This is a genomic window from Mesorhizobium sp. B4-1-1, assembly GCF_006439375.1.
Lineage (GTDB): Bacteria > Pseudomonadota > Alphaproteobacteria > Rhizobiales > Rhizobiaceae > Mesorhizobium.
In genome coordinates this window covers 172203-196248 of the sequence record NZ_VFTH01000003.1, presented here as the reverse complement: position 1 = coordinate 196248, position 24046 = coordinate 172203, and the positions used below count along the sequence as shown (strand labels likewise).

Sequence of the window (24046 nt, the reverse complement as noted above, 5' to 3'; positions counted from 1 at the left end):
TCGGGCCAAATCGACGCCGGGCCAAATCGACGGAAGACCGTCAGCCATGCTGCTGCGGGCCGTCGGAAATCGCGTCCCGTATCTCCTTGTCCGACATGCCGGTGATGACGCGCTCGACCTCGGCGACCGTTGTCTTTTTCGGATCGATGTCGTCGGCCACCACCTTGCCCCGGCGCATCACCACGATACGGTCGACCACCTGGAAGACGTGATGGATGTTGTGCGCGATGAAGATGCAGGAGTGCCCTGAATCGCGGGCGCTGCGCACGAAGCTCAGCACTCCTTGCGTCTCGGCGACGCCGAGATTGTTGGTCGGTTCGTCGAGGATGATGAGATCGCTGTCGAAATGCATGGCGCGCGCGATCGCGACGGCCTGCCGCTCGCCGCCCGACAGCGAGCCGATCGGTGTCGTCGGCGGGATATTCTTGGTGATGCCGACCTGCCTGAGCAGGTCGCGCGCCACCGCGTTCATTGCGTCCTGGTCCATGCGGTTCAGGAAGCGCGGCGCCCTGATCGGCTCGCGCCCGAGGAACAGGTTGCGCGCGATCGACAACTGCGTGACGAGAGCCGAGTCCTGGTAGATCGTCTCGATGCCGTGGGCGATGGCGTCGCTGGTGCTGCGCAGCGTGACCTTCTTGCCGCGGATGAAGATGTCGCCGCTGGTCAGCGGCACGGCGCCCGACAGCACCTTGATCAGCGTCGACTTGCCCGCGCCGTTGTCGCCGAGCAGGCCGACGATCTCCTTTTCGTTGACGTGGAAATTGGCGTCCACCAGCGCCTGCACGCGCCCGTAGGACTTGCGGATGTTTTCCATGCGGATGAGCGGTTCGGCCATGGTTCAGGTCCCTGCCTGGTGCCGGCGTTCGAGCCAGGAGTGCAGCGCCATCATGCCGAGGATGATCGCGCCGATGAAGATGTTGTAGGCGAGCCCCGGCACGCCGATCAGCACGATGCCGTTGCGCATGACACGCAGGATCAGGATGCCGAGCACCGTGCCGATGATGGTGCCGCGCCCGCCGGTCAGCGCCGTGCCGCCGATCACCACCATGGCGATGACCTCGAGCTCGTAGCCGGTGCCGCTATTGGGGTTGGCGGCGGACGTGCGCAGCGACGAGATGACGCCGGCAAGCGAGGCCATCACCGCCGACAGGATGAACAGGCCGACCTTGACGCGGTTGACGTTGACGCCGCGCGCGCGGGCCGCGTTCGGATTGCCGCCGGCGGCCTGGATCCAGTTGCCGGTGCGGCTCTGCGTCAGCACATAGCCGAGCACGATCGCGGCGCCGATGAACCAGAACAGCGAGGCATAGATTCGGAACGGGCCGACATAGAAGTCGCCGACCAGGATGTTCGCCAGCCAGCTGCCTTCCGCGCTCCAGGTGCGCTGCGGGAAACCGTCGGTGATGAACAAAGCGGTGCCGCGCACGACCAGCAGCATTCCGAGCGTCACGAGGAAGGACGGGATCTTGAGCTGGGTGACAAACCAGCCATTCACCAGCCCGACCAGGGCAGCCACGATCAGCGCGATCAGCAGGCCCATCTCCAGCGAAGTGACGCCGCTGTTGAAGAGCGTCCACATCAGCACCGGCGAGAAGCCGAACAGCGAGCCGACCGAGAGGTCGAATTCTCCGGATGTCATTAGCAAGGTCATTGCCAGCGCGATCAGGCCGAGCTCGACTGTGAAGGCCAGGATGTTCGAAATGTTCTGCGGCGACAGGAAGTCGGGATTGATGCCCCAGAAGACGACGAGCTCGACGACGAGCAGCACCAGCGGACCGAATTCCGGCCGCGCGACAAGGCGTTGGACGAAGGAATGGTTTTCCATTGAACCCGCGACGTAAGCGCGGCCGTCCGATGGGACGGCGCGGGGAGAAGGAAAAACGGCCGCGACAGCGTCGCGACCGTTTGCTTGAGGATTATTTGCCGGACAGGATCTTGTCGTAGACGCCGGCGGTGTCCTTCTCATAGAGCGCGCCGGTGATGACATTGAAGCCCGGAGGGATGCCGCTGGCGGCCATGTTGGCCATCGACAGCGCGATATAGCTGGTCGCTTGCGGGTCCTGCCACTGTCCGGCATTGACGTAGCCGTTCAGCACTTCCTGCGTGGTGTCGAGCGAGTTGCCCCAGCCGACGACCGGGATTTCGCCCGGCTTCACGCCGGCCTGGTCGAACACGCGCTTGATCGAGCCGGTGACGAGGTCGCCCAGGCCGATGATCGCCTTCACCTTGCCCTTGTGCGCGGTGAGGTAGTCGACCATGCGGTTGATCGCTTCGGCCTGGTCGAGCGTCGCCTCGGTCACCTCATAGGTGATGCCGGCCGGCTCGAACACGCTCTTGATGCCTTCCTCTTCCTGCACGCCATAGGTGGCGCCGGGGATCTCGACCGGCATCCAGACGAAGTCGCCCTTCTTCACCAGGCCCTTGTCGACCAGATACTGCGCCCAGTGCTTGCCGAACGTGACGTTGTCGCCGCCGACATAGGCGTTGAAATTGGCCTTCGGATCGGGCGTGTTGAAGTTGATGATCGGGATGTTGGCCGCGCGGGCCTCCTTGACGATCTCGACCAGGCTGCCCGGATCGGGGCTGGTGGTGGCGATGCCGTCGGCCTTGGCCGCGATCGCGGCGCGCACGGCTTCCTGCTGGGACGCGACGTCGCCATTGTGGAACGAGGTGTTGACGGTGTTGCCCGTGTCCTTGGCCCATTGCTTGGCCCCGGCCAGGAAGTAGGTCCAGACCGGATCGGCCGGGCCGCCATGCGAAATCCAGTAGAACGTCTTGGCCTCGGCCATCACCGGAATGGCGAGTGCCGCGATCAAGCCAAGCACGAGTAGTCTTAGCCGCGAAAGCATTCGATTTCCTCCCATGTTGAAACTCTCCTCCCGGATCAGCGCGATGCGATCTTGGAACCCGCATCTCCTGCCAGCGCCGACCGGAACGTCCAGAGCATTCTCTTTTTCGGGCGGTGGCAAGCCTCCATCGCCAGTGGATGTTGGCACAGGCGCGCACGCCATCACCAATCCCATCAGATTGCATCAGCAACGGTGATATTCGTTGGGCAAGCGGCACCATCGACCATCCGCTGCACGGATTGGCCTCCAAGCAACCGCCCTTCTGGTGCGGCGTTAGATCAGACCCGCCTTGGCCAGATCGCGCATCAGGTGGCTGGCGCCGTAGGTCCAGTGCGGGCAGTCCGGCGACAGGCGCACGCGGTTGGTGAGCGCGCCGAGCTTTTCCGACGAGATGGTGACGATGTCGCCGACCTTATGGGTAAAGCCCTTGCCCTTCTCGCCGCGATCCTTCGACGGCACGAACATGGTGCCGAGATAAAGCGCCAACCCGTCCGGATACTGGTGATGCGGCCCCATCGCGGCCTTGACCAGCTCTTCCGGCGAGCGGCTGATTTCCGCCATCGAACTCGCGCCCTCCAGCGCAAAGCCGTCCTCGCCCTCGACGCTGAGCCGCACCGTGGCGCGCTTTACGTCGGCGATGGAAAACGTCTCGTCGAACAGCCGGATGAAGGGGCCGAGCGAAGCGGAAGCATTGTTGTCCTTGGCCTTGCCGAGCAGCAGCGCCGAGCGCCCCTCGACGTCGCGCAGATTGACGTCGTTGCCGAGCGTGGCGCCGACGATGCGCCCCGAACTGTCGGCGATCATGGCGATCTCCGGCTCCGGATTGTTCCAGGTGGAGACCGGATGCAGGCCGACATCGGCGCCGAAGCCGACCGAGGCCATGGGCTGGCATTTGGTGAAGATCTCGGCATCGGGGCCGATGCCCACCTCCAGATATTGCGACCAGGCGCCGCGCGAAATCAGCTTGGCCTTGATCTCCATCGCTTCCGGCGAGCCGGGCTTCAGTTTCGACAGGTCATGGCCGATCAGCCCGGCGATGTCGGCGCGGATGGCGTCGGCTTTTTCGGCCGAACCACGCGCCTGTTCCTCGATGACGCGCTCGAGCAGGCTGACGACGAAGGTGACGCCGGAAGCCTTCACCGCCTGCAGGTCGACGGGAGAAAGCAGGATCGGCTTCTTCGCATCGCGTTTGTCTTCGAAGCTGTTCGCCGCGATGTCTTCCAGCGCGCCGATTGCCTTGCCCTTGGCCGAGCGCAGATAGCCGGCCGGATCCTTCAGTTCGCAGACATCGCGCACCGTGGGCGCCGCGCTCGAGGTGATGTCGATGACCTGGCCGTCCCGCACCGTCACCACCAGCGGATGAGTAGCTTCGCTTGTCCTGGCGCGGCCGACGAAGAGGCCGTCGGCAGGCAGGCGGGTCGGATCGGTCATGGTGATGCTTCCTCTCAACTGTCGCGCGGCACTTTCCCCGGATTTGGGTCAAACGTCCATGCCGTTTGCAGTCTGGTTCGTGGGCCAGTTGTCCCTATCATCAAAAGCGTAGCCGGCTGGCCCATCGAAACACGCTTTCAAATTCATGAAATCAACAATAGGATTTTCACGAAGCTTCAGCGCCGAGGTGATCTTTGTCCGCAGCCTTTTCCGATCCGATTTGGCAAAAGCCGCAGGCTGCCCCGGCATTTCAGTCGGACTTATCGGCCGGCGGCACGCTCGACGCGGTCATCGTCGGCGGCGGCATCATGGGACTATCGACGGCGCTGCATGCGGCGCGCGCGGGGCTTTCCATTCAGGTGCTTGACGCCGGCGCGATCGGGCAGGGCGCTTCGGGCCTCAATGGCGGCCAGGTCATTCCAGGCCTCAAATACGATCCGGAATGGCTGCTGAGGCATTTCGGCAAGGAGCGCGGCGAAGCCCTGGTGGAATTCGCCGCTTCGACGGCCGACGCCGTGTTCGATGTGATCCGCGACGAGAAGCTGACCGTGCCGTTCACGCGCAACGGCTGGATCCAGGCCGCGCACACCGAGACCGCGCTGAGGGCGGCGGCGAACCGGGACCGTCAATGGCGTTCGCGCGGCGCCGACGTCGAGCTGCTCGACAAGGCAGGGATCGCGGCGATGACCGGCGCCAGGGGCTATCTCGGCGGCTGGCTCGACCGCCGCGCCGGCGTCATCGATCCGCTATCCTACACGCTTGAACTCGCCCGCGTCGCCTCGGCCGCCGGCGTGAAGATCGCCGGGCAGCAAAGGGTGGTGAAACTCGCTAAGGAGGCCGGCGTCTGGCGCGTTTCGACGCAAGGCGGCGCCGAATTGCGCGCCAAGTCGGTCGTGCTCGCCACCAACGCCTATACGGATGGCCTGCTGCCTGGCCTCGCACAGACGATCGTGCCGCTGCATTCCTTCCAGATCGCCACCGCGCCGCTGCCGGCGGACCTTGCAGCCGGCATCCTGCCGGGCGGGCAGGCCGTTTCAGATTCCCGCCGCATCCTGGTCTACTATCGCAAGAGCTCCGATGGCCGGATGGTGCTGGGCGGCCGCGGCCGCATGGCGCTGCCCTCCAGTCCCGCGGACTGGGCGCATTGCGAACGCGCGCTCATCCGCCTCTATCCGGCGCTCGCGGGCGTCGCCATCGAAAAGCGCTGGTTCGGTCGCGTGGCGCTGACACCGGATCATCTGCCGCATCTGCATGAGCCGGAAAAAGGCCTGCTCGCGGTCGTCGGCTGCCAAGGCAGGGGCGTCGGCCTGATGAGCGCGCTGGGCAAGCGGATGGCGAATTACCTCGCGAGCGGCGATGCCAGGCAATTGCCGTTCCCGCTGTCGCCGATCCGGCCGATCCCGTTCCATGCTTTCCGCCAGGTCGGCGTCGCCGCGGCGATCACGTGGTACCGGATGCTCGACACGTTCGAGCGCTGACCCCGAACGCGTGCGGCGCACAAGCGATTCAGCTTGACAGTTTCACAAATATGAAAAAGCATTGGGCGATTTCAGAATTCGATGGACAGTTCGATGTCGTCGACCATCGCCGCAGCACGGCCATTGCCGGAAAACCGCATCTCGCCGGTGTTCCGCTTCGCCATGCTGCTGCCGGGCGGACTGGTCACCTTCTTCCTGATCCTGTTCGCGCTTGGCCTAGTGGTCTTCCTCGCCTTCAGGGGCAATGACGGCTCGCTGCTCGGCGTCGGCCTGACGGCGGAGAATTTCGTCACCGTCGCTACCGATCCGCTCTACTGGATGGTGACGCTGCGCTCGCTGGTCATCGCCGGCCTGGTGACGCTCGCCACCGTCGCCACCGCCTATCCCGTCGCCTACTACCTCGCCTTCCACGCCGGTCGCCGCCGCAACCTGCTGCTTTTCCTGGTCACGCTGCCGTTCTGGACCAGCTATCTGCTGCGCGTCTTCGCCTGGAAGATCGTGCTTGCCTATAACGGCGTGCTCAACTCGGCCTTCATCGAGACCGGCCTCTGGTCCGAGCCGACACTCGCCTTCCTCAACACGCCGGCAGCGGTGGTGGTGACGCTCGCCCATGCCTACGCGCCCTTCGCCATTCTGCCGATCTATGTTGCGCTGGACACCATCCCGAAATCGCTGCTCGAAGCCGCATCCGATCTCGGCGCGCGGCCCTTCACCTGCTTCCGCCGCGTCGTGCTTCCCAACTCCATGCCGGGCGTGCTGGCGGCGGCACTCGTCGTCTTCGTGCCGACGGTCGGCGACTATGTCACGCCAGCCATGGTCGGCGGTCCGGCCAGCACCATGATCGGCACGCTGATCCAGTCGCAGTTCGGCAAGGCCAATGACTGGCCGTTCGGGGCGGCCCTCTCGGTCTGCGTCATGCTGGTCATCCTTTGCGTCGTCCTGGTGGCGCGCGGCGCCGACCGCAGATTCGGTAGCCGCACATGAGCGCCCGGGCTGACACCAACAGCGACGGCCGCTGGCTCGGCCTCTATGTGTTCGGCTATCTCGTCTTCCTCTATCTGCCGGTCCTTTTGATCCCGCTGTTTTCCTTCAACAACTCGATCCAGGCGGCGTTCCCGCTGCAGGGTTTCACGCTCGACTGGTACCGCACGCTCTATGGCAATCCGGCGCTTTCCGGCGCTTTGGCCAACAGCCTGGTCATCGGCGTCATCGCCGCCTCCGGCGCGACGCTGTGCGGCATCACCGTATCCTATATGGACCTCTACGGCCGCTCGCCGCTCGCCGCCACGATCAGCGCCATCGCCCGGCTGCCGATCCTGATCCCGGGGGTCATCGTCGGCATTTCGCTGTTGATCCTGGTCAACCTCATCGGCCTTGGACCATCGCGCGTTTCCATCGTGCTCGGCCATATCCTCGTCGCGCTGCCCACTACGGTGGTGGTGATGCGCAGCCGCTTCGCCGCCATCCCGAAGACGATCCGTGAAGCGGCGCTCGACCTCGGCGCTTCCGACTGGACGACGTTCCGGCGCGTCATGCTGCCGCTCAGCCTGCCAGCCGTGCTGTCGGCTTTCATGCTCTCCTTCCTGGTTTCCTTCGACGAGTTCATCGTCGTCTTTTTCCTCGCCGGCACCGAGCCGACGCTGCCGCTCTACATCTGGAGCCAGCTGCGCTTCCCGCGCTCGCTGCCGACCGTGATGGCGCTGGGAACGGTGATCCTCACTGTCTCCTTCATCATCGCCGGCACCGCCGAAATCCTTCGCCATCGCGGTCTTGGAACTGCGCGCCGCAATCCAGCCTGAACCACAACAAAGAAGAGGAGAACGAAAATGACATTCCACCTGAAATCGATCGCCGGACACAAAGCCCGGGTCGGCCTTGCCGCACTGGCGCTCGCGCTGTCGTCGACGGTCGCTCTTGCCGCCGACAAGCTGCAATATTTCACCTGGTCGGGCTACGAATTGCCCGACTTCAACAAGAGCTTCCTTGCCGCGCATCCCGATGGCGTCGAGGCGACGATCTTCGGCGATGACGACGACGCCTTTACCAAGGTCAAGGCCGGCTTCAGGCCCGACATCGCGCACCCCTGCTACGACAAGGTGGCGCGCTGGAACAAGGAAGGCCTTCTGCAGCCGATCGACACCAAGCGCATCAAGAACTGGGATTCGATCTTCCCGGTGTTCAAGAACCTGCCCGACCTGCAGGCCGGCGACGGCAAGGTCTGGATGGTGCCGTGGGACTGGGGCAACACTTCGATCCTCTACCGCACCGACCTGGTGAAGAATCCCGAGGCGAGCTGGAAGCTGCTGTGGGACAAGCAGTATGCCGGACGCATGGCGACCATCGATGCCGTCCACGACACGCCGATCGTCGCCGCGCTGCTGGCCGGCGTGAACCCTTTCGACATGACGCCGGACCAGATGGACAAGGTGGCCGAAAAGCTGCGCGAGCAGCGGCCGCTGCTGTCGAGCTACACCACCGACATGACCTCGGTCGAGCAGGCTTTGGCAAGCGGCCAGCTGGTCGCCGCCATGACCTGGAATGCCTCGGCCACCTCGCTGAAGAAGCAGGGCGTGCCTGTCGAATTCATGAAGCCGAAGGAAGGCATGCTCACCTGGGCCTGCGGCTTCGTCATGCTGAAGGACGCCAAGAACACCGATCTCGCCTATGACTTCATCAACAGCCGGCTCGACGCCGACTCCGGTAAGTTCCTGATCCAGTCTTACGGCTATGGCAGCTCGCTCTTGACCGCCTTCGCCGGTGTGTCGAAGGAGGAGCTCGTCAAGCTGCAACTGCCGGCGGACCCGGACGTGATGCTGAAGAGCACCATCTTCACGGGGCCGATGAAGCAGAATGACGACGTGGCGAAGATGTTCGAAAAGGTGAAGGCAGGGGGCTGAGCGATTAATTGCCGAAGTTTTGCGCTGCCCCTCACCTGCCTGCCGGCATCCTCTCCCCGTATAGTGACGGGGAGAGGGGCGCTGTCGCCGGCGGTTTCGCCAATCACCTCGTCGCAGCACTGGCGCCAGCGTTGCGGCCAGTTCCTTCTCCCCGTCACCATACGGGGAGAAGTGCCCGGCAGGGCGATGAGGGGCAGTGCCAGCGTCCGGCAGGATAAGAAACTTAATAATGAGGCCGGCTTGGTCAATTGCCGGCCTAATTGACTGCAACGAGGACCATTGCATGGATGTTCTTGATGAAGCGGCGGCAAAGCCGAAAGACGATGCCGACGTCCGCGTCGGCCGGCGCGTCCGGGCGCTCAGACTCGAGCGCAAGCTGTCGCTGGCCGAACTCGCGGCCAAGGCCGGCATCTCCATCGGCGCGCTCAGCCAGATCGAGCGCGGCATGTCCTCGCTGCGCGTCAAGGTGATCTGGCCGCTCGCCGCCGCGCTCGACATCGAGCCTTCGGCGCTGATCGCCGACGGCAACGAAGCGGTCAACGATCTTTATTGCGTGCGCGCCGACAAGCGGCGGCAGATCCCGGTGAAGTCCGAAGGCATCGCCAAGGCGCTGCTGTCGCCACCTGCCGCGACGCTCACCGGCATGCTGGTCACGGTCGAGGCCGGCGGCGGCACGGCGGAAGCCTATGCCCATGCCGGCCATGAATTCGGCTTCGTGATGGCGGGCGAGGTCGAACTGGTGGTGGACGCCACGACCTATGTGCTGAAAGCCGGCGACAGTTTTGCCTTCAAGAGCACGCTGCTGCATGCCTTCCGCAATCCCGGCGCCGAGCGCTGCCAGATCCTGTGGGTCAACACGACAAAACCGTCAGAGGTGCGCGATGGCGCGTGACGCCTCAGAGCAATTCCAGGACAAGTGTGAAGCGGTTTTCCGTCCGGAATTGCGAGAACCATTGGTTCGGCTGCAGAAAGTCTCGAAAGTCTTTCCGGGTGGCGTGGTCGGCCTCGATGCCGTCGATCTGGATATCGCCACCGGCGAGTTCCTGACCCTGCTCGGTCCGTCCGGTTGCGGCAAGACGACCAGCCTGCGCGTCATCGCCGGCTTCGAGAGTCCGTCGAGCGGCAACGTCCTGCTCGAAGGTCGCGACATCACCGGGTTGCGGCCCTTCGACCGACCGGTCAACACCGTCTTCCAGGACTATGCGCTGTTCCCGCATATGGATGTCGCGGCCAATGTCGGCTTCGGCCTGTCGCTGCGCAAGCTCCCCAGCGCCGAGCAGGCAAAACGGGTTCGCGACGCGCTCGATATGGTAGGCCTCGCCGACAAACTGCGCGCCCGCGTCTCGGAGCTTTCCGGCGGCCAGCGCCAACGCGTCGCTTTGGCCCGCGCCATCGTCTGCGAGCCGCGCGTGCTGCTGCTCGACGAACCGCTGTCGGCGCTCGACGCGCATCTGCGCGAGCAAATGCAGGTCGAATTGAAGCGGCTGCAGTCGCGGCTCGGCACCACCTTCGTCATGGTCACACACGACCAGACCGAGGCGCTGTCGATCTCCGACCGCATCGTCGTCATGAACAAGGGCCGCATCGAGCAGACTGCTGCGCCGGCGACGCTCTACGACCGGCCGGCGACGCGCTTCGTTGCTTCCTTCATCGGCACGATGAACTTGCTGCAGTCACGTTTCCTCGGTCGAGAGGGCGAGCGGCTGCGCTTCGCCGCAGGTGAGTTGCCGCTGGAGGCTACATCCGACAGCGGCGAGACGCCGGCCGCCGGCGACACGCGGACCATCGGCGTGCGCCCGGAGGATCTTCTGGCTGCCGGTGAAGCCGGCGAAGGCACCGCGCCGGCGCGGGTCAGCGGCGTCGTCTTCCACGGCCGCACGCTGCGCCTTCACGCCGAGCTGGGTGAGGGGACCGCGATCGTCATCGATGCCCCGCGCCGCGCCGACGGTTTTCAATTCAGCGTCGGCGATGTGGCGCATGTCAGCCTGCGGCGCGGCGCTAATTGCCCGATGCTTTGCAACTGATGCGATAGCGCCCTCATGACGCCTTGGCGAAGAATCCCTGATAGTCGGACTTGGCCTGCAGCAGGCGAAGGATGTTCTCGCGCGAGCCGCGCACATGCGAACGGGCGCGCTCGCCGGCCAGCGCGACATCGCCGGCGCAGATCGCGTCGACGATGCCGGCATGTTCCTCGCGGGTGAGCTTCCATTCGTCCAGCCACAGAAGCTCGGTCCAGACATATTGCTGGCATTTGTCGAGGATGCCGCAAAGCATGCCGTGGAGCATCTCGTTGCCGCTGATCTCCGCGATCACCCGGTGCAGGTCGATGCCGACCTGCAGCTCCTCGAATTTTTCCCTGGTGCTGCGGTCGGGGATCGCGGCCAGCCGTTCGCATTCGGCGAGCATGTCGCGCAGTTTCGCCTTGTCGGCGGCGGTCGCGTTGGCTGCCGCCAGTTCGGTCGCGCGCCCGTCGAGCAGTTCGCGGATGTCGAAAGCCTCGCGGAACATGGTCAGGTTGAACTCGGCCACCACATAGCCCTGGCGCGGGCGCCCGATTACCAGGCCGTCGCGCTCCAGACGGTTGAAGGCCTCTCGCACTGGCGTGCGGCTCACCTTCAGGCGCTCGGCGATCTCATTTTCCGTCACGCGACCGCCCGGCGGGATCTGGCCGGTGATGATCAACGCCTTCAGCTTCTCGAACACCGAGTCGCGCAGCGTGTTCTTTCTCTCCTTCAAGCGTTCCGCCTCCAACGTTGCGTCACGGATTCGCGAGCTTAGTTCGTTTTAGGGTCTGCTTGAACAGGAGCATTTCGGCGGAGGCAATTGCCCTGCGGAATGGCCGTCCTCCCCCTGCAACCAAAAACGCGAAAACCCGAGTTGACATCGGCTTCCGAAAAATTACACTCAAAATTGTATACAAATTCGCATACCAAATCAACGATAACGGGAACACCGGTTGGAGAAGCGAAAATGAAGAGACTTTGTACTCATGGCATGGGCATTCACGGGATGGCCATCGCCGGCCTGCTGGCCACGGTCGCCGTTCCGGCGTCGGCCGCCGACACCATCACCGTCGCCTCATGGGGCGGCACCTATCAGGAAGCGCAGACCAAGGCGTTCTTCGATCCGACGGCCAAGGAACTCGGCATCACCATCAAGCAGGACACCACCAACGGCCTCGACGACGTGCGCCTGCAGGTCACCGGCAATGCCGTCAAATGGGACATCACCGAGCTTGGCGCCGACGAATGCGCGCGCGGCTCCAAGGAAGGTCTGTTCGAAAAACTCGACTACAACGTCATAGACAAGAGCGGCATCAACCCGAAGCTTGTCCACGGCGACTGGGTCGGCATCTCCTACACCTCCGTGGTGCTGATCTATCGCACCGATGTCTTCGGCGACAAAGGCCCCAAGACCTGGGCCGATTTCTGGGACGTCGAAAAATTCCCCGGCCGCCGCGCGCTTTCCGGCAGCCAGTCGACCGAAACGCTGAGCGTCGCCGCTTTGGCCAAGGGCATTCCGATCGACAAGGTCTATCCCGTCGACATCGACGGCGCGCTGCAGTCGGTGGACAAGATCCGCGGTCACATCGATGCCTGGTGGACATCCGGCGCGCAGGCCATGCAACTCGTCAAGGACGGCGAGGTCGACATGGCGAGCATCTGGAACGGCCGCGCCGGCACCTTGAAGAAGGAAGGCGCGCCCGTGAGCTTCTCCTTCGACCAGGGAGTGCTCACCGCCGATTGCATGGTCATCCCGAAGGGCTCGAAGAACAAGGACATCGCGATGAAGGCGCTGGCCAGATTCGTCAGCCCCGAGTTGCAGGCCAATTTGCCACTCTATGTCGACAATGGCCCCGCCAACCAGAAGGCCTTCGAGACCGGCAAGATCCCGCCGGAGCGCATCAAGGACATCAATTCCGCGCCTGAGAACGTCAAGAAGCAGGTGCTGCAGGATCCCGAGTTCTGGCGCGACACCCTCGTCGAGGCGACCGAGAAGTTCAACAACCTGATCCAGCAATAGCGATCCTGTCGGAGCGGCGTCGGCGAGGCGCCGCTCCGCATCGTTTCGCGAAAAATGATCCGGAGTTGAAGGAGATGCTCTTGTCTCTCGCGCAGACCGCGCTTCCCATCGGCATCAGCGGTATCGAGAAGCGCTTCGGCGGCCTGTCGGTGCTGCATGATCTCGGCCTGAACGTCGCCGCCGGCGAATTCCTGACGTTGCTCGGGCCGTCCGGCTCGGGAAAGACGACGCTCTTGATGATCATGGCCGGTTTCGTGCGGGCCAATGCCGGCTCCATCAAGGTCGGCGGCGAGGAGATCATCACCATGCCGCCGCACAAGCGCAACATCGGCATGGTGTTCCAGAACTATGCGCTGTTCCCGCATATGAACGTCTTCCACAACATCGCCTTTCCGCTGAAGCAGCGACGCGTGTCGACGGCCGAAACGGCCGAGCGTGTCGAGAGGGCGCTGGACCTCGTGCAGCTGAAAGGCCTCGGCGAGCGCCGCGTCGACCAGCTCTCCGGCGGCCAGCGGCAACGTGTGGCCTTGGCCCGCGCCATTGTCTTCGAGCCGCGCATCGTTTTGATGGACGAACCGCTGTCGGCGCTCGACAAGAGCCTGCGCGAGCATATGCAGATCGAGCTGCGCAGCCTGCATCGAAGGCTCGGCATGACGACGGTCTACGTTACGCACGACCAGCGTGAGGCGATCACCATGTCTGACCGCGTCGCCGTCATGAATGCCGGACGCATCGAGCAGATCGATCAGCCGGAAGTTCTCTACGCCAGGCCGAAAACGAAGTTCGTTGCCGGCTTCATCGGCGAATCCAGCTTCATTCCGGTCGAATGCCGCAATGGCGGCATCTGGCATGAAGGCAGCAAGCTGCGCATGAAGGATCCGATGCCGTCCCCCGGCCGGCACCTGATGGTGGTGCGGCCGGAAAGGCTGCGCGTGATCGCCGGCGAACCTGCAGGCGACGCCAATGCGCTGCCGGCAATTGTCGGCGATGTCATCTATCAGGGCGACAGCTTCGTCTGCTACGCGACGCTCAGGGACGGGCGACAGGTGACGTTGCGCGACTATTGTCGCTCCGACGTGCTGGCGAAACTGCCGGCGCCGGGCGAGCCGATAACGCTCGGCATCGACGCGCAGGACGTCGTGCTGGTGGCCGACCAATGAGCCTCGCATCCGCCGGTTTCGACCATGTCGGCAGGTCTGATCGCGCGCTCAATGCCGATGCGCTCAACGCCGACGCGCGACGGGAGGCGCGTGGCCTGCTCGCGCTTCTGTCGCCCGGGCTGCTTCTGGTCTTCGCCGTCATCATCGTGCCGATCGGCTGGCTGTTCTGGCTGTCGCTGTTCGACGAGGCCGGCCAGCTCAGCGCCGCCAATTACGCGCGCTTCTTCGAGCAGGCCTCCTACATCAAGACCTTCGTCACTACCTTCAAGGTGGCCTTCGTCGTTACCGGCGCCTGCGTGCTGTTCGGTTATCCACTGGCCTATATGCTGTCGCAGCTGCCGCGCCGCGCCGCCGGCGTCTGCCTGGTCTTCGTCATCCTGCCGTTCTGGACCTCGGTGCTGGTGCGCACCTATGCCTGGCTGGTCATCCTGCAGCGCAAGGGCCTGGTCAACAGCTGGCTGATCGATCTTGGCGTCATCGGCCAGCCGCTGCCGCTAGCCAACAATTTCGCCGGCGTCGTCATCGGCATGACCCACATCATGCTGCCCTTTCTGGTGCTGCCGCTCTACGCCTCGATGAAGAGCATCGACACCGACTGCCTGCGCGCCGGCATGAATCTCGGCGCCAGTCCGGCCGCCACTTTCCGGCAGATTTTCCTGCCGCTGTCGCTGCCCGGTCTCGCCTCGGGCGTGGTCATCGTCTTCGTGCTGTGCCTCGGCTTCTTCGTCACCCCGGCGCTGATGGGTGGCGGCAAGGTGATCATGTGGGCGATGCGCATGGAGCAGACCACGAGCCTCTATTCCAACTGGGGCGCGGGCGCAGCGCTCGGCGTCGTGTTGCTTGGCGTCACGCTGGCGCTGCTCGGCCTCTTCCAGTGGCTGCTCGGCGCCCGCGCCACCGGGGTCTGGAGTGAGCGATGAGCATGGAAAACGCCCTGCCCATCTCGCACCGGCAACGCCTCTGGCTCTACGCGCTCGGCGGGCTTGTCATGCTGTTTCTGATCGCCCCGTCGGTGATCATCGTCATCATGTCCTTTTCCGGCTCGAGCCTGCTGCAGTTTCCGCCGCAGGAATGGTCGCTGCGTTGGTATGAAAGCTATTTCGGCTCGGTCGAATGGCGCGACGCCACCATCGTCTCGGTCAAGGTGGCGGTGATGACGGCGATCGTCGCGACGCTGCTCGGCACCGCCGCGGCCTACGCCATCAACGCGCGCACCCTGCGGGTGACCGGCGCCATCAACGCGCTCCTCACCGCCTCGCTGATCATCCCGGTCATCCTGATCGGCATCGGCACCTTTTTCCTTTATGCCCGCATCGGCCTCAACAACACGCTGACCGGCCTCGTCATCGCGCACACCGTGCAGGCGCTGCCGCTGGTCGTGTTGACCGTCCTTTCGGGCTTGCGTTCCTATGACATGAACCAGGAGAAGGTCGCGCGCAGTCTCGGCGCCGGCCGCTTCTCCGCCTTCTTCCAGGTGACGATGCCGCAGATACGCTTCTCGATCGTCTCGGGCGCGCTGTTTGCCTTCATCACCTCGTTCGACGAGGTGGTGGTGTCGCTGTTCATCTCCGGCGGCGAGACCACGACGCTGACGCGGCGCATGTTCAATGCGCTGCGCGACCAGATCGACCCGACGATCGCCGCCATTTCCACTTGCCTGATCGTTCTATCGATCATCTTGTTGTCCGCCGCCCAGCTTTTCGGCCGCGGACGTTGATACAGGGATACCTTGAACAGCATGCGTGACTTCCAGTTTCCCGGCCGCTCGCCGGTCCGCGCCACCGAGGCGATGGCCGCGACCTCGCATCCGTTGGCGACGCTTGCGGCGATCGACATGCTGCGCTCCGGCGGCAACGCGATGGACGCCGCGGTCTGCGCGGCCGCGGTGCAGGCCGTGGTCGAGCCGCAATCGACCGGCATCGGTGGCGACTGCTTTGTCCTCTATTGCCCGAAGGGCGACGGAAACGTGCTTGCCTTCAACGGCTCGGGCCGGGCGCCCGGGGCCGCGACGGTCGGCTGGTATCTGGACAAGGGGTTCAACGAACTGCCGAAACAAGGCCCGCACGCGGTCACCATCCCTGGCGCCGTCGACGCCTGGTGCCGGCTGCTGGAGGATCACGGCCGCAAGGGTTTGGCCGACGCGCTCGCTCCGGCCATTCGTTACGCGGAAGAAGGCTATGTCGTGCACGACCGCGTCGCCTTCGACTGGGAGGATCCCGAGACCGACCTGTCGGCCGACGAGGTGGCGACGCGCATCTTCCTGCCTGGCGGCAAGCCGCCGAAGGCGGGTGACGTCCATCGCCAGCCGGAGTTGGCTGAGACGCTGCGCGTCATCGCAAGGAAAGGCCGCGCCGGTTTCTACGAGGACGCGGTCGCGGACGATCTGGTCGGCCGGCTTCGCGCGCTCGGCGGCCTGCATACGCTCGACGATTTCGCCGCCACCAAGGGCGACTACCGGACCCCGGTCAGCACCTCCTATCGCGGCTACGACATCCACCAGATGCCGCCCAACAACCAGGGCCTCACCGCGCTTCTGATGCTGAACCTGCTCTCGGGCTTTGAGCTGGGCAAGCTCGATCCGGACGGCGCCGCGCGCCTGCACCTCGAGATCGAGGCGGGCCGGCTCGCCTACCAGGACCGCGATGCGTTTTTCGCCGATCAGGATCATGTCGACGTGCCGGTCAAGGCGCTGCTTTCCGGCGCCTATGCCGATCGCCTGCGCGCCGCGATCGATCCCGAGCGCGCCATGACCGATCTGCCGCGTCTCGACCTGCCGGGCAGCGACACGGTCTATATCAGCGTCGTCGATCGCGACCGCAATGCGGTCAGCTTCATCAACTCGACCTATTATTCCTTCGGCAGCGGCGTTGTCGGCCCGAAGACCGGGGTCGTGCTGCAGAACCGCGGTTCCAGCTTCCGCCTCGATCCGAAGCACCCGAACGCGATCGCGCCGGGGAAGCGGCCGATGCACACGATCATGCCGGGCATGATGACGAGGAACGGCCGCGCCATGATGCCCTTCGGCGTGATGGGCGGCGGCTATCAGCCCTTCGGCCATGTTCATGTGCTGACCAACATGATCGACTTCGGCATGGACCCGCAGCAGGCGATCGATGCCGCGCGGGTGTTCTACAACCACGACGTCGTCGAGGCCGAGCGAAGCGTGCGCGCCGAGACGATCGAAGGCCTGCGCCGGCTTGGCCACAAGGTGGCCGAGCCCGATCATCCGCTGGGCGGCGGGCAGGCGGTGCTGATCGATTGGGAAAAGGGCACGCTGACCGGCGCGTCCGATCCACGCAAGGACGGCCTGGCGCTTGGATATTGAGCGGCGCTGGACATCGGCCGATCGTTCGAAACATAGTCTGGAACCATGACAAACAGCGAAAACGCCATCGATCTCGCCTATCGCCTTGCACCAGGCGCCGATGACGCGCCGGCCATCGCCGCGCCCGAACGGACGGCCCTCTCGCATGGCGGACTGCGCCGCCTGATCGGCGATATCGTGGCGCGGCTCAACGCGCTGGGCATCGGGCGCGGCGACCGTGTCGCCATCGTGCTGCCGAACGGTCCGGAAATGGCCACGGCCTTCATCGCCGTGGCGGCGGCCGCGTCCACCGCGCCGCTCAATCCGGCCTACCGCGCCGACGAGCTCGATTTCTATCTGAGCGACATCGGCGTCAAGGCGATCCTCGTCGGCAGGGACGAGCAGGGCCCTTCCGTCGAAGTCGCCGGGCGCCTCGGCATCCCGGTGCTGCGGCTGGCGGCGCCGGAAGGTGCGCCGTCTGGCGTGTTCACGATCGAGGGCGATCCCGCCGGGCCGCCGGTCGCCTCGAGCCTGGCCGCCGATGGCGATGTCGCGCTCCTTCTGCACACCTCCGGCACCACGTCGCGCCCGAAACTGGTGCCGCTCAGCCACGCCAACCTCGCGGCGTCGGCAAAGCATATCGGTGCGACGCTCGGCCTGACGCCAGCCGACCGCTGCCTCAACATCATGCCGTTGTTCCACATCCATGGGCTGATCGCCGCCGTGCTGTCCTCGCTCGCCGCCGGCGGCAGCGTTTTCTGCACGCCGGGTTTCAACGCGCTGCGTTTCTTCCAGTGGCTCTCCGAAGCCAAGCCCAACTGGTACACCGCCGTGCCGACCATGCACCAGGCGATCCTGCCGCGCGCCGCGCGCAATCCCGAACAACTCGCCGAGGCGAAGCTGCGCTTCATCCGCTCGTCATCGGCTTCGCTCCCGGCGCAAGTGATGGCCGAGCTCGAATCCACCTTCGGCTGTCCGGTGGTCGAGGCCTACGGCATGACCGAGGCCGCGCACCAGATGGCGTCCAACCGCCTGCCGCCCGGATTGCGCAAGCCCGGCAGCGTCGGCGCGTCGGCGGGACCGGAAGTCGCCGTCATGGCGCCGGACGGGCGGCTGCTCAAACCCGGCGAGATCGGCGAGATCGTCATTCGCGGCCCCAACGTCACCGCCGGCTATGAGAAGAACCCGGACGCCAATGCCAGCGCCTTCGCGCATGGCTGGTTCCACACCGGCGACCAGGGCGTGCTCGACGAGGACAGCTACCTGCGCGTCACCGGCCGGCTGAAGGAAATCATCAATCGCGGTGGCGAAAAGATTTCGCCGCTCGAGGTCGACGAGGTGCTGATGGATCATCCGGCGGTGGCGCAGGTCGTCACCTTCGCCATGCCGCATGACAAGCTCGGCGAGGAAGTCGCGTCCGCTGTCGTGCTGCGCGAAGGCCAGAGCGCCAGCGAGGCGGACATTCGCGGTTTTGCCTCGACGCGGCTCGCCGATTTCAAGGTGCCGCGCAAGGTGCTGATCCTCGACGAGATCCCGAAGGGCGCGACAGGCAAGCTGCAGCGCATCGGGCTGGCGGCCAAGCTCGGGCTCGGCTGATGCGCCTTACAGTCTTTGGCGCCGGCGCGATCGGCGGCTACCTCGCCGCCAAGCTGGCGATCTCCGGTTCTGTCGATCTGTCGATCGTGGCCCGCGGCGCGCATCTGGAGGCGATCGAGGCCGACGGCCTTCGCCTGATCGAGGACGGCAAGGAAGCCGTGGTGCAGGTGAAAGCGGCGGCACACGCCGAGGAGTTCGGCGTGCAGGACTATGTCGTGCTGGCGCTGAAGGCGCATTCGCTGGCTCCGGCGCTCGATCAGATCGCGCCGCTGCTGGGCGAGGGAACAGCCGTCGTCACCATGCAGAACGGCGTGCCCTGGTGGTATTTCCATAAGGCCGGCGGCGCGCTCGAAGGCACGCGGCTCGACGCGGTCGATCCAGGCGGTGCGATCTGGGATCGCATCGGGCCGCAGCGCGTCATCGGCTCCGTCATTTATCCGGCCGTCGAGGTCGACGCGCCCGGCCTGATCCGCCATATCGAAGGCACGCGCTTTTCGCTGGGCGAGCCGTCTGGCGAGAAGAGCGAGCGAGTTACCGCGCTTGCCCGCGAAATGGTCAAGGCCGGGCTGCAGGCGCCGGTGCGCGAGGACATCCGGTCGGAGATCTGGGTGAAGCTTTGGGGCAATCTTTCCTTCAACCCGATCTCGGCGCTGACCGGCAGCACGCTTGCGGCCATCGTTGCAGACGAAGGCACCCGTGGCGTCGCCCGCGCCATGATGCTGGAGGCGCAGGCGATCGGCGAGAGCCTCGCCGTGCGCTTCCTCATCCCGGTCGACCGCCGCATCAAGGGCGCCGGCGATGTCGGCGAGCACAAGACCTCGATGCTGCAGGACCTCGAACGCGGTCGCCCGATGGAGATCGACGCACTGGTCACGGCCGTGCAGGAACTAGGCCGCCTGACCGGCCGGCCGACGCCGACCATCGACACCGTGCTGGCGCTGGTGCGGCGGCTTGCGATCGAGCGCGGGTGTTATTCGCCCTTGTAGTTTGTTCCTGATTTGTTCTAGTCTGACCCTTTGAACGATATCCGAAAGGATCAGCCATGAGTGGAGAACCGCGATATGGGATCGACAACAAGGGCCAAGCCTTTTTCAGCTTTGGCGATTCGATCCCAGAACAGAGGTGGGCGAATGGACCGCATCTGTTTTATGGAGCTCTGGTCGAAAAGCCCACCAATGACCTGCTAGCACGTAAAGGCGAAATTTACTGTCGGGAGTATCGGCTGCTCCGGGCGTGGCTGACGCCAGCCGAACAGATGCACATAACATTCATTGGCCTTGGCGATGGTAAATCCGAAGATGCTGTCGATACCGCCTGCCGCATCGGCGGCCTGATGCAGGCAAAACCCTTCGACGTTTGCTTCGACCGCTTGTCTGCCTTTGGTGGCGGTGCGCTAGTGCTTCGAAGCAGCGATCATTCCCCAGCGCTACAACACTTCTGGCGCAAACTTTCGGCGATCGTGCACGACAGCCCGCTGCAGGATTTCGTGACCAATAGGTTAGAGCCGCATGTGACCTTGCTTCGCGACAGAGGCCGCGTGCCAGGGATCCAAGAACGGCTCGTCGAGCCCGTCAGATGGACTGTGCGAAGTTTCGCGCTGATCCACAGCCATGGCGGGAAGTACGAATTCCCCGGTATCTGGCAATTGAACTGTCAGGACGACGCGCATGCTGTCATGTGAGCATCTCAAATCATCCTTATCGTGAACGCCATGCTGACAGGAATTGTCACCTGTGGAGCGACTGAGACGTGGTAGGCGCGCAATCGGTTCCTACTTGATGTCTGATCCAAACCGGGAGGAAATCATGACCACTGCCGAAATCGCCAAGGATTTCACCGAACTCCTCAAGCGGGGCGACAGCCACAGCGCTGCCGCAAAGTACAATGCCGACGACATCGTCAGCTACGAAGCCATGGAAGGCCCGATGGCCGTGTGCAACGGCAAGGAAGCCGTCAAGCAGAAGGGCGAGTGGTGGGAAGCGAACCATGAGGTTCATGGTGGCTCGGTCGAGGGTCCCTATGTCAATGGTGACCAGTTCGCCTTGCGCTTCAGCTTCGACATTACGCCCAAATCTACCGGCGAACGCGTCAAAATGGACGAGGTCGGCCTCTACACGGTCAAGGACGGCAAGATCAGCGAAGAGCGTTTTTACTATTGAGGCCGATCGCCCTGAGGCGTCTCGCTTCTTTCGCCGCGTAAACTTGAAATCAGAGATGGCGACCGGGCTGATCTTCCGGTCGCCATGCCAGCATCTCAAATCGTCTTCACATACTGAGCCAGTTGGTCGGCCACCGTGCCCCAGCCGTCGAAGAAACCCATCTCCTCGTGGCTGTTCCGCGTCGCCTCGTCGCGGTGGATGGCGGTGGCGGTGTAGCGCGTGCCTTTGCCCTCGGGCGTGAGCGCGATGACGGCGGTGATGAAGGGCTCGCCGGACGGCCGGTAGCCCGGCAGCAGGGCGTCGGTCCACACCAGCCGTTCGTTCGGCATGATCTCGAGATAGCAGCAATGACGGTCGCTGACTTGCCTGCCGTCGGGCGACTGCATGCGCGTGCGGAACAAGCCGCCGGGCCTCAGATCGATCTCGCAGTCGGTGATGACCCACGGCTTCGGCGTGAACCACTGCTTGACATGCTCCGGCGACGTCCAGGCGCGCCACAGCAACTCGCGCGGCGCGTCGAGGAAGCGCTCCAGCGCCAGGTCCAGCTTCGGGTCGGGCTTGAACGGATAGCTCACTTTTCACTCTCCTTGAGGTTCATCACATAGGCATCGAACTGGTCGAGCCGGCGCTCCCACAGCGCGCGCTGTTCGGCAAGCCAGTTTTCCGCAAGCTGCAGCGGCTCGGGCGAAAGGCTGTAGGTCCTGACGCGGCCGGTCTTTTGCGACTGCACCAGCCCGCAGCCCTCCAGCACCTTGAGGTGCTCGACGAAGGAGGGCAGGGCCATCTCGAACGGCTCCGCCAGTTCGCTGACCGAGGCCGGGCTTCTGTTCAGCCGCTCCACGACACCCCGGCGCGTCGGATCGGCAAGCGCGCGAAAAATGCCGTCGATGGGCGGCGGGCTCTGGCTGACGGTCCGCAGGCTCATAGCTGTTCCTTCCGAGACCGCCTGGCAGTCAGGTGATCTTTGCAGGAAATACTTAGGAAAAAACCTTAGTATTGGCAAGGGCCGAAATCGCACCGGCGCAAAGCGCTGGCAAAGCTCATAGGTCCGGCCTAGGCTTCTGCCGGATTCGAAAATCCATCTGACAGAGGCCCGCCTTGACGATCACCATGTATGGCATCACCACCTGCGACACGATCAAGAAGGCGCGCGTCTGGCTGGAGAGCCATGACGTGCCGTATCGCTTTCATGACTACCGGGCAGAGGGGATCGAGGCCGACAAATTGAGCGGCTGGGCCGGCAAGGTCGGCTGGGAAAAACTGCTCAACAAGGGCAGCACCACTTTTCGTGAGCTGCCGGAGGCGGACAAGGCCGGGCTGGACGAGAAGAAGGCGAAGAAGCTGATGCTCGCCAAGCCGACGATGATCAAGCGCCCGGTGCTGGAGGTCGGGGAGCGGATTTTGGTGGGGTTCAAGCCGGAGGTCTATGAGGAGGCGGTTGGCAGGAAATAGGCTCGACCACTCGACGTCTCAATAACTATGCATGGGCTTCCAAATACCCCGCCAGCGCCACGGCATTGTTGTGCGCCTCGTCATGCGCACCGTAGAGCAGCGTCACCTTGCCCCTGCCGAGTAGCGCACGCAGCTCTGTCACCGCGTCGCCATTCCCATCAAGTTCGGCCCGGTACCGCTTCTGAAACTCGGGCCAGCGCTCCGGCTCGTGTCCGAACCATTTGCGCAACTCGTCGCTCGGCGCGATCTCCTTCAGCCACAGCGTCAGCGCCGCGTCCTTCTTGGCAATGCCGCGCGGCCAGAGGCGATCGACCAGCACCCGCTGGCCGTCGGCTTTCGCCGGCGGCTCATAGACGCGCTTCACCGCTATGTCGAAGGCCATCTTATCTCCGTTGGCGGGAGAGCTGTTACGCCCACTCGCCCTTGCGCATCACCGGCACGCGGCCGCCGTCCTTGGCGACGCCGTCGATATCGATCTTGTCCGAGCCGATCATCCAGTCGATATGGATGAAACTCTTGTTGCCGCCGCGCGCCGCAATCTCCTCCTGGCTGAGCGACGCGCCGTCGACGAAGCATTTCGAATAGCACTGCCCGAGCGCGATGTGGCAGGCGGCGTTCTCGTCGAACAGCGTGTTGAAGAACAACAGCCCGCTTTTCGAGATCGGCGAGGAATGCGGCACCAGCGCCACCTCGCCGAGACGCCGCGCGCCCTCGTCGGTGTCGAGCACTTTCTTCAGCACGTCCTCGCCCTTCGAAGCCTTGGCCTCGACGATCCGCCCACCTTCGAAGCGCACCGAGATCTCGTCGATCAGCGTGCCCTGGTAGGAGAGCGGCTTGGTCGAGGAGACGTGGCCCTCGACGCGCCTTGCATGCGGCGTGGTGAAGACCTCCTCGGTCGGGATGTTCGGGTTGCAGGTGATGCCGTTCTTCGCCGTCGAGGCGCCGCCCATCCATTCATGGCCGTCCGCCAGCCCGACGGTCAGGTCGGTGCCTGGACCGGTGAAATGCAGCGCGTGGAAATTATGCCCGTTCAGCCACTTCGTGCGCTCGGCCAAGGCGGCGTTGTGCGCCTTCCAGTTGCCGATCGGGTCCTCGACGTCGACCCGCGAGGCCGAGAAGATGGCGTCGGCGAGCTTGACCACCGCGACGTCGTCCGCCTCGCCCGGAAATACTTGGCGAGCCCAGGCAAGGTCGGGATAGGCGACGATGTTCCAGTTGATGTCGAAGCCGGTGATTTTTTCCAGCGCCGGCTGGTAGGCCATTGAGTTCGCCTTGTTGGCGCGCGCCACCTTGGCCGGATCCTGCGAAGAAAGCAGCGACGGATCCTCGCCGCGCACCGCCAGCCGCGCCGCGTTGTTCGAGAAGGCCTTCGCCATGCCTTCGTAGAGCCAGCCGGCGGCGCGGTCGAAACCGGCATCCGCCCCATAGCGGAAACGCGCCAGCGTGATCTCATCGTCGTTGAAGATCGGCGTCACCAGCCCGGCGCCCGCCTTGTAGGCGTGCTCGACGATGCGGCGGGCCAGCGGCAGCGCCGCGATCGACGAGGTCAGCACCAGGTCCTGGCCGGGCTGCAACTGCAACCCGACCTTGATGGCGACTTCCGCCAGCCTGTCGAGCTTCACCGGGTCGATGCTTGCTGAAACGCCGCGCGAATGTGTGGTCATGAGTCCTGCCTGCCGCTATGTTGGGGTTCTCAT

At 64.4% G+C, this 24046-nt stretch carries 25 protein-coding genes; 16 read left to right on the top strand and 9 right to left on the bottom strand.

What is annotated here, in order from left to right; translation table 11 throughout:
- Positions 1-40: 40 nt before the first annotated feature.
- The 4 genes from FJW10_RS05725 to FJW10_RS05710 form a co-directional block, all read right to left on the bottom strand.
- A complete protein-coding gene (locus FJW10_RS05725) occupies positions 41-835 on the bottom strand; it encodes an ATP-binding cassette domain-containing protein (RefSeq protein ID WP_140835261.1) in 795 nt (264 codons plus the stop codon).
- Between the two features lie 3 nt (positions 836-838).
- Positions 839-1825 (bottom strand): ABC transporter permease, encoded by a 987-nt coding sequence (locus FJW10_RS05720; RefSeq protein ID WP_140705151.1) that lies wholly within the window; start codon positions 1823-1825, stop codon positions 839-841.
- 91 nt (positions 1826-1916) lie between these two features.
- Positions 1917-2849 carry a substrate-binding domain-containing protein gene (locus FJW10_RS05715; RefSeq protein ID WP_140899324.1) on the bottom strand — a complete coding sequence of 311 codons (933 nt, stop codon included), beginning with the start codon at positions 2847-2849 and terminating at the stop codon, positions 1917-1919.
- Positions 2850-3122: 273 nt separating this feature from the next.
- Entirely contained in the window at positions 3123-4280 is a 1158-nt protein-coding gene (locus tag FJW10_RS05710) for a fumarylacetoacetate hydrolase family protein (protein WP_140899042.1), read from the bottom strand.
- 194 nt (positions 4281-4474) lie between these two features.
- Here FJW10_RS05710 and FJW10_RS05705 point away from each other — a divergent pair, with 194 nt between their 5' ends.
- The 6 genes from FJW10_RS05705 (at position 4475) to FJW10_RS05675 (ending at position 10679) form a co-directional block, all read left to right on the top strand.
- Complete coding sequence (locus tag FJW10_RS05705; protein WP_140899040.1) at positions 4475-5758, top strand: FAD-dependent oxidoreductase; 1284 nt, start codon at positions 4475-4477, stop codon at positions 5756-5758.
- Positions 5759-5851: 93 nt separating this feature from the next.
- A complete protein-coding gene (locus tag FJW10_RS05700; RefSeq protein WP_140835264.1) occupies positions 5852-6742 on the top strand; it encodes an ABC transporter permease in 891 nt (296 codons plus the stop codon).
- Positions 6739-7557 (top strand): ABC transporter permease, encoded by an 819-nt coding sequence (locus FJW10_RS05695; protein ID WP_140899038.1) that lies wholly within the window; start codon positions 6739-6741, stop codon positions 7555-7557. Before FJW10_RS05700 ends, FJW10_RS05695 begins: the two co-directional genes overlap by 4 nt.
- Positions 7558-7584: 27 nt before the next feature.
- Positions 7585-8655 carry an ABC transporter substrate-binding protein gene (locus tag FJW10_RS05690; protein ID WP_140899036.1) on the top strand — a complete coding sequence of 357 codons (1071 nt, stop codon included), beginning with the start codon at positions 7585-7587 and terminating at the stop codon, positions 8653-8655.
- Between the two features lie 283 nt (positions 8656-8938).
- The gene (locus tag FJW10_RS05680; RefSeq protein WP_140899034.1) at positions 8939-9547 is read left to right on the top strand and encodes a cupin domain-containing protein; all 609 of its coding nucleotides are present in this window, start codon (positions 8939-8941) and stop codon (positions 9545-9547) included.
- Between the two features lie 61 nt (positions 9548-9608).
- A complete protein-coding gene (locus tag FJW10_RS05675) occupies positions 9609-10679 on the top strand; it encodes an ABC transporter ATP-binding protein (protein WP_246674120.1) in 1071 nt (356 codons plus the stop codon).
- 13 nt (positions 10680-10692) lie between these two features.
- On the opposite strand, the gene FJW10_RS05670 is transcribed toward FJW10_RS05675, so the two are convergent.
- Positions 10693-11391, bottom strand: coding sequence for a GntR family transcriptional regulator (locus FJW10_RS05670; protein ID WP_181177424.1), 699 nt, complete (start codon positions 11389-11391; stop codon positions 10693-10695).
- A 234-nt stretch (positions 11392-11625) separates the two neighbouring features.
- Between FJW10_RS05670 and FJW10_RS05665 the strand changes: the two genes are divergently transcribed.
- The 9 genes from FJW10_RS05665 (at position 11626) to FJW10_RS05625 (ending at position 20897) form a co-directional block, all read left to right on the top strand.
- Positions 11626-12678 carry an ABC transporter substrate-binding protein gene (locus FJW10_RS05665; protein WP_181177423.1) on the top strand — a complete coding sequence of 351 codons (1053 nt, stop codon included), beginning with the start codon at positions 11626-11628 and terminating at the stop codon, positions 12676-12678.
- An 80-nt stretch (positions 12679-12758) separates the two neighbouring features.
- Entirely contained in the window at positions 12759-13838 is a 1080-nt protein-coding gene (locus tag FJW10_RS05660) for an ABC transporter ATP-binding protein (protein ID WP_140899029.1), read from the top strand.
- Positions 13835-14758: an ABC transporter permease gene (locus FJW10_RS05655; protein WP_140899027.1), complete on the top strand. Its 924-nt coding sequence runs from the start codon at positions 13835-13837 to the stop codon at positions 14756-14758. Before FJW10_RS05660 ends, FJW10_RS05655 begins: the two co-directional genes overlap by 4 nt.
- The gene (locus FJW10_RS05650) at positions 14755-15555 is read left to right on the top strand and encodes an ABC transporter permease (RefSeq protein WP_140899025.1); all 801 of its coding nucleotides are present in this window, start codon (positions 14755-14757) and stop codon (positions 15553-15555) included. The genes FJW10_RS05655 and FJW10_RS05650 overlap by 4 nt, the downstream gene beginning before the upstream one ends.
- A gap of 21 nt (positions 15556-15576) precedes the next feature.
- Positions 15577-17163, top strand: a complete 1587-nt coding sequence (ggt, locus tag FJW10_RS05645) for a gamma-glutamyltransferase (protein WP_140899023.1) — start codon at positions 15577-15579, stop codon at positions 17161-17163.
- A 45-nt stretch (positions 17164-17208) separates the two neighbouring features.
- Positions 17209-18738 carry an acyl--CoA ligase gene (locus FJW10_RS05640; protein WP_140899021.1) on the top strand — a complete coding sequence of 510 codons (1530 nt, stop codon included), beginning with the start codon at positions 17209-17211 and terminating at the stop codon, positions 18736-18738.
- Positions 18738-19724: a 2-dehydropantoate 2-reductase gene (locus FJW10_RS05635; protein ID WP_140899019.1), complete on the top strand. Its 987-nt coding sequence runs from the start codon at positions 18738-18740 to the stop codon at positions 19722-19724. The genes FJW10_RS05640 and FJW10_RS05635 overlap by 1 nt, the downstream gene beginning before the upstream one ends.
- Positions 19725-19780: 56 nt before the next feature.
- Positions 19781-20419: a 2'-5' RNA ligase family protein gene (locus FJW10_RS05630; protein ID WP_140899018.1), complete on the top strand. Its 639-nt coding sequence runs from the start codon at positions 19781-19783 to the stop codon at positions 20417-20419.
- Between the two features lie 124 nt (positions 20420-20543).
- Positions 20544-20897, top strand: a complete 354-nt coding sequence (locus FJW10_RS05625) for a nuclear transport factor 2 family protein (RefSeq protein WP_140835276.1) — start codon at positions 20544-20546, stop codon at positions 20895-20897.
- 95 nt (positions 20898-20992) lie between these two features.
- Here FJW10_RS05625 and FJW10_RS05620 read toward each other — a convergent pair whose 3' ends face one another.
- The gene (locus tag FJW10_RS05620; protein ID WP_140899016.1) at positions 20993-21472 is read right to left on the bottom strand and encodes an SRPBCC family protein; all 480 of its coding nucleotides are present in this window, start codon (positions 21470-21472) and stop codon (positions 20993-20995) included.
- A complete protein-coding gene (locus FJW10_RS05615; RefSeq protein ID WP_140899014.1) occupies positions 21469-21822 on the bottom strand; it encodes a metalloregulator ArsR/SmtB family transcription factor in 354 nt (117 codons plus the stop codon). The genes FJW10_RS05620 and FJW10_RS05615 overlap by 4 nt, the downstream gene beginning before the upstream one ends.
- 173 nt (positions 21823-21995) lie before the next feature.
- Here FJW10_RS05615 and FJW10_RS05610 point away from each other — a divergent pair, with 173 nt between their 5' ends.
- Positions 21996-22349, top strand: a complete 354-nt coding sequence (locus FJW10_RS05610) for an ArsC family reductase (RefSeq protein WP_140899012.1) — start codon at positions 21996-21998, stop codon at positions 22347-22349.
- Positions 22350-22374: 25 nt separating this feature from the next.
- Here FJW10_RS05610 and FJW10_RS05605 read toward each other — a convergent pair whose 3' ends face one another.
- Together FJW10_RS05605 and FJW10_RS05600 are read right to left on the bottom strand one after the other, a co-directional pair.
- On the bottom strand, positions 22375-22731 hold the full coding sequence (locus FJW10_RS05605) for a DUF488 domain-containing protein (protein ID WP_140899010.1): 357 nt from the start codon (positions 22729-22731) through the stop codon (positions 22375-22377).
- Between the two features lie 25 nt (positions 22732-22756).
- Positions 22757-24013 (bottom strand): aminopeptidase, encoded by a 1257-nt coding sequence (locus FJW10_RS05600; RefSeq protein WP_140899008.1) that lies wholly within the window; start codon positions 24011-24013, stop codon positions 22757-22759.
- Positions 24014-24046 lie beyond the last annotated feature (33 nt).

What these genes read in the sequence shown, in the direction of transcription:
- FJW10_RS05695 (WP_140899038.1), top strand. Translation starts at nt 6,739, where the DNA reads ATGAGCGCCCGGGCTGACACCAACAGCGACGGCCGCTGGCTCGGCCTC.
- FJW10_RS05665 (WP_181177423.1), top strand. Translation starts at nt 11,626, where the DNA reads ATGAAGAGACTTTGTACTCATGGCATGGGCATTCACGGGATGGCCATC.
- FJW10_RS05680 (WP_140899034.1), top strand. Translation starts at nt 8,939, where the DNA reads ATGGATGTTCTTGATGAAGCGGCGGCAAAGCCGAAAGACGATGCCGAC.
- FJW10_RS05715 (WP_140899324.1), bottom strand. Translation starts at nt 2,849, where the DNA reads ATGCTTTCGCGGCTAAGACTACTCGTGCTTGGCTTGATCGCGGCACTC.
- ggt (WP_140899023.1), top strand. Translation starts at nt 15,577, where the DNA reads ATGCGTGACTTCCAGTTTCCCGGCCGCTCGCCGGTCCGCGCCACCGAG.
- FJW10_RS05640 (WP_140899021.1), top strand. Translation starts at nt 17,209, where the DNA reads ATGACAAACAGCGAAAACGCCATCGATCTCGCCTATCGCCTTGCACCA.
- FJW10_RS05630 (WP_140899018.1), top strand. Translation starts at nt 19,781, where the DNA reads ATGAGTGGAGAACCGCGATATGGGATCGACAACAAGGGCCAAGCCTTT.
- FJW10_RS05605 (WP_140899010.1), bottom strand. Translation starts at nt 22,731, where the DNA reads ATGGCCTTCGACATAGCGGTGAAGCGCGTCTATGAGCCGCCGGCGAAA.
- FJW10_RS05710 (WP_140899042.1), bottom strand. Translation starts at nt 4,280, where the DNA reads ATGACCGATCCGACCCGCCTGCCTGCCGACGGCCTCTTCGTCGGCCGC.
- FJW10_RS05725 (WP_140835261.1), bottom strand. Translation starts at nt 835, where the DNA reads ATGGCCGAACCGCTCATCCGCATGGAAAACATCCGCAAGTCCTACGGG.
- FJW10_RS05690 (WP_140899036.1), top strand. Translation starts at nt 7,585, where the DNA reads ATGACATTCCACCTGAAATCGATCGCCGGACACAAAGCCCGGGTCGGC.
- FJW10_RS05650 (WP_140899025.1), top strand. Translation starts at nt 14,755, where the DNA reads ATGAGCATGGAAAACGCCCTGCCCATCTCGCACCGGCAACGCCTCTGG.
- FJW10_RS05635 (WP_140899019.1), top strand. Translation starts at nt 18,738, where the DNA reads ATGCGCCTTACAGTCTTTGGCGCCGGCGCGATCGGCGGCTACCTCGCC.
- FJW10_RS05615 (WP_140899014.1), bottom strand. Translation starts at nt 21,822, where the DNA reads ATGAGCCTGCGGACCGTCAGCCAGAGCCCGCCGCCCATCGACGGCATT.
- FJW10_RS05600 (WP_140899008.1), bottom strand. Translation starts at nt 24,013, where the DNA reads ATGACCACACATTCGCGCGGCGTTTCAGCAAGCATCGACCCGGTGAAG.
- FJW10_RS05700 (WP_140835264.1), top strand. Translation starts at nt 5,852, where the DNA reads ATGTCGTCGACCATCGCCGCAGCACGGCCATTGCCGGAAAACCGCATC.
- FJW10_RS05625 (WP_140835276.1), top strand. Translation starts at nt 20,544, where the DNA reads ATGACCACTGCCGAAATCGCCAAGGATTTCACCGAACTCCTCAAGCGG.
- FJW10_RS05655 (WP_140899027.1), top strand. Translation starts at nt 13,835, where the DNA reads ATGAGCCTCGCATCCGCCGGTTTCGACCATGTCGGCAGGTCTGATCGC.
- FJW10_RS05720 (WP_140705151.1), bottom strand. Translation starts at nt 1,825, where the DNA reads ATGGAAAACCATTCCTTCGTCCAACGCCTTGTCGCGCGGCCGGAATTC.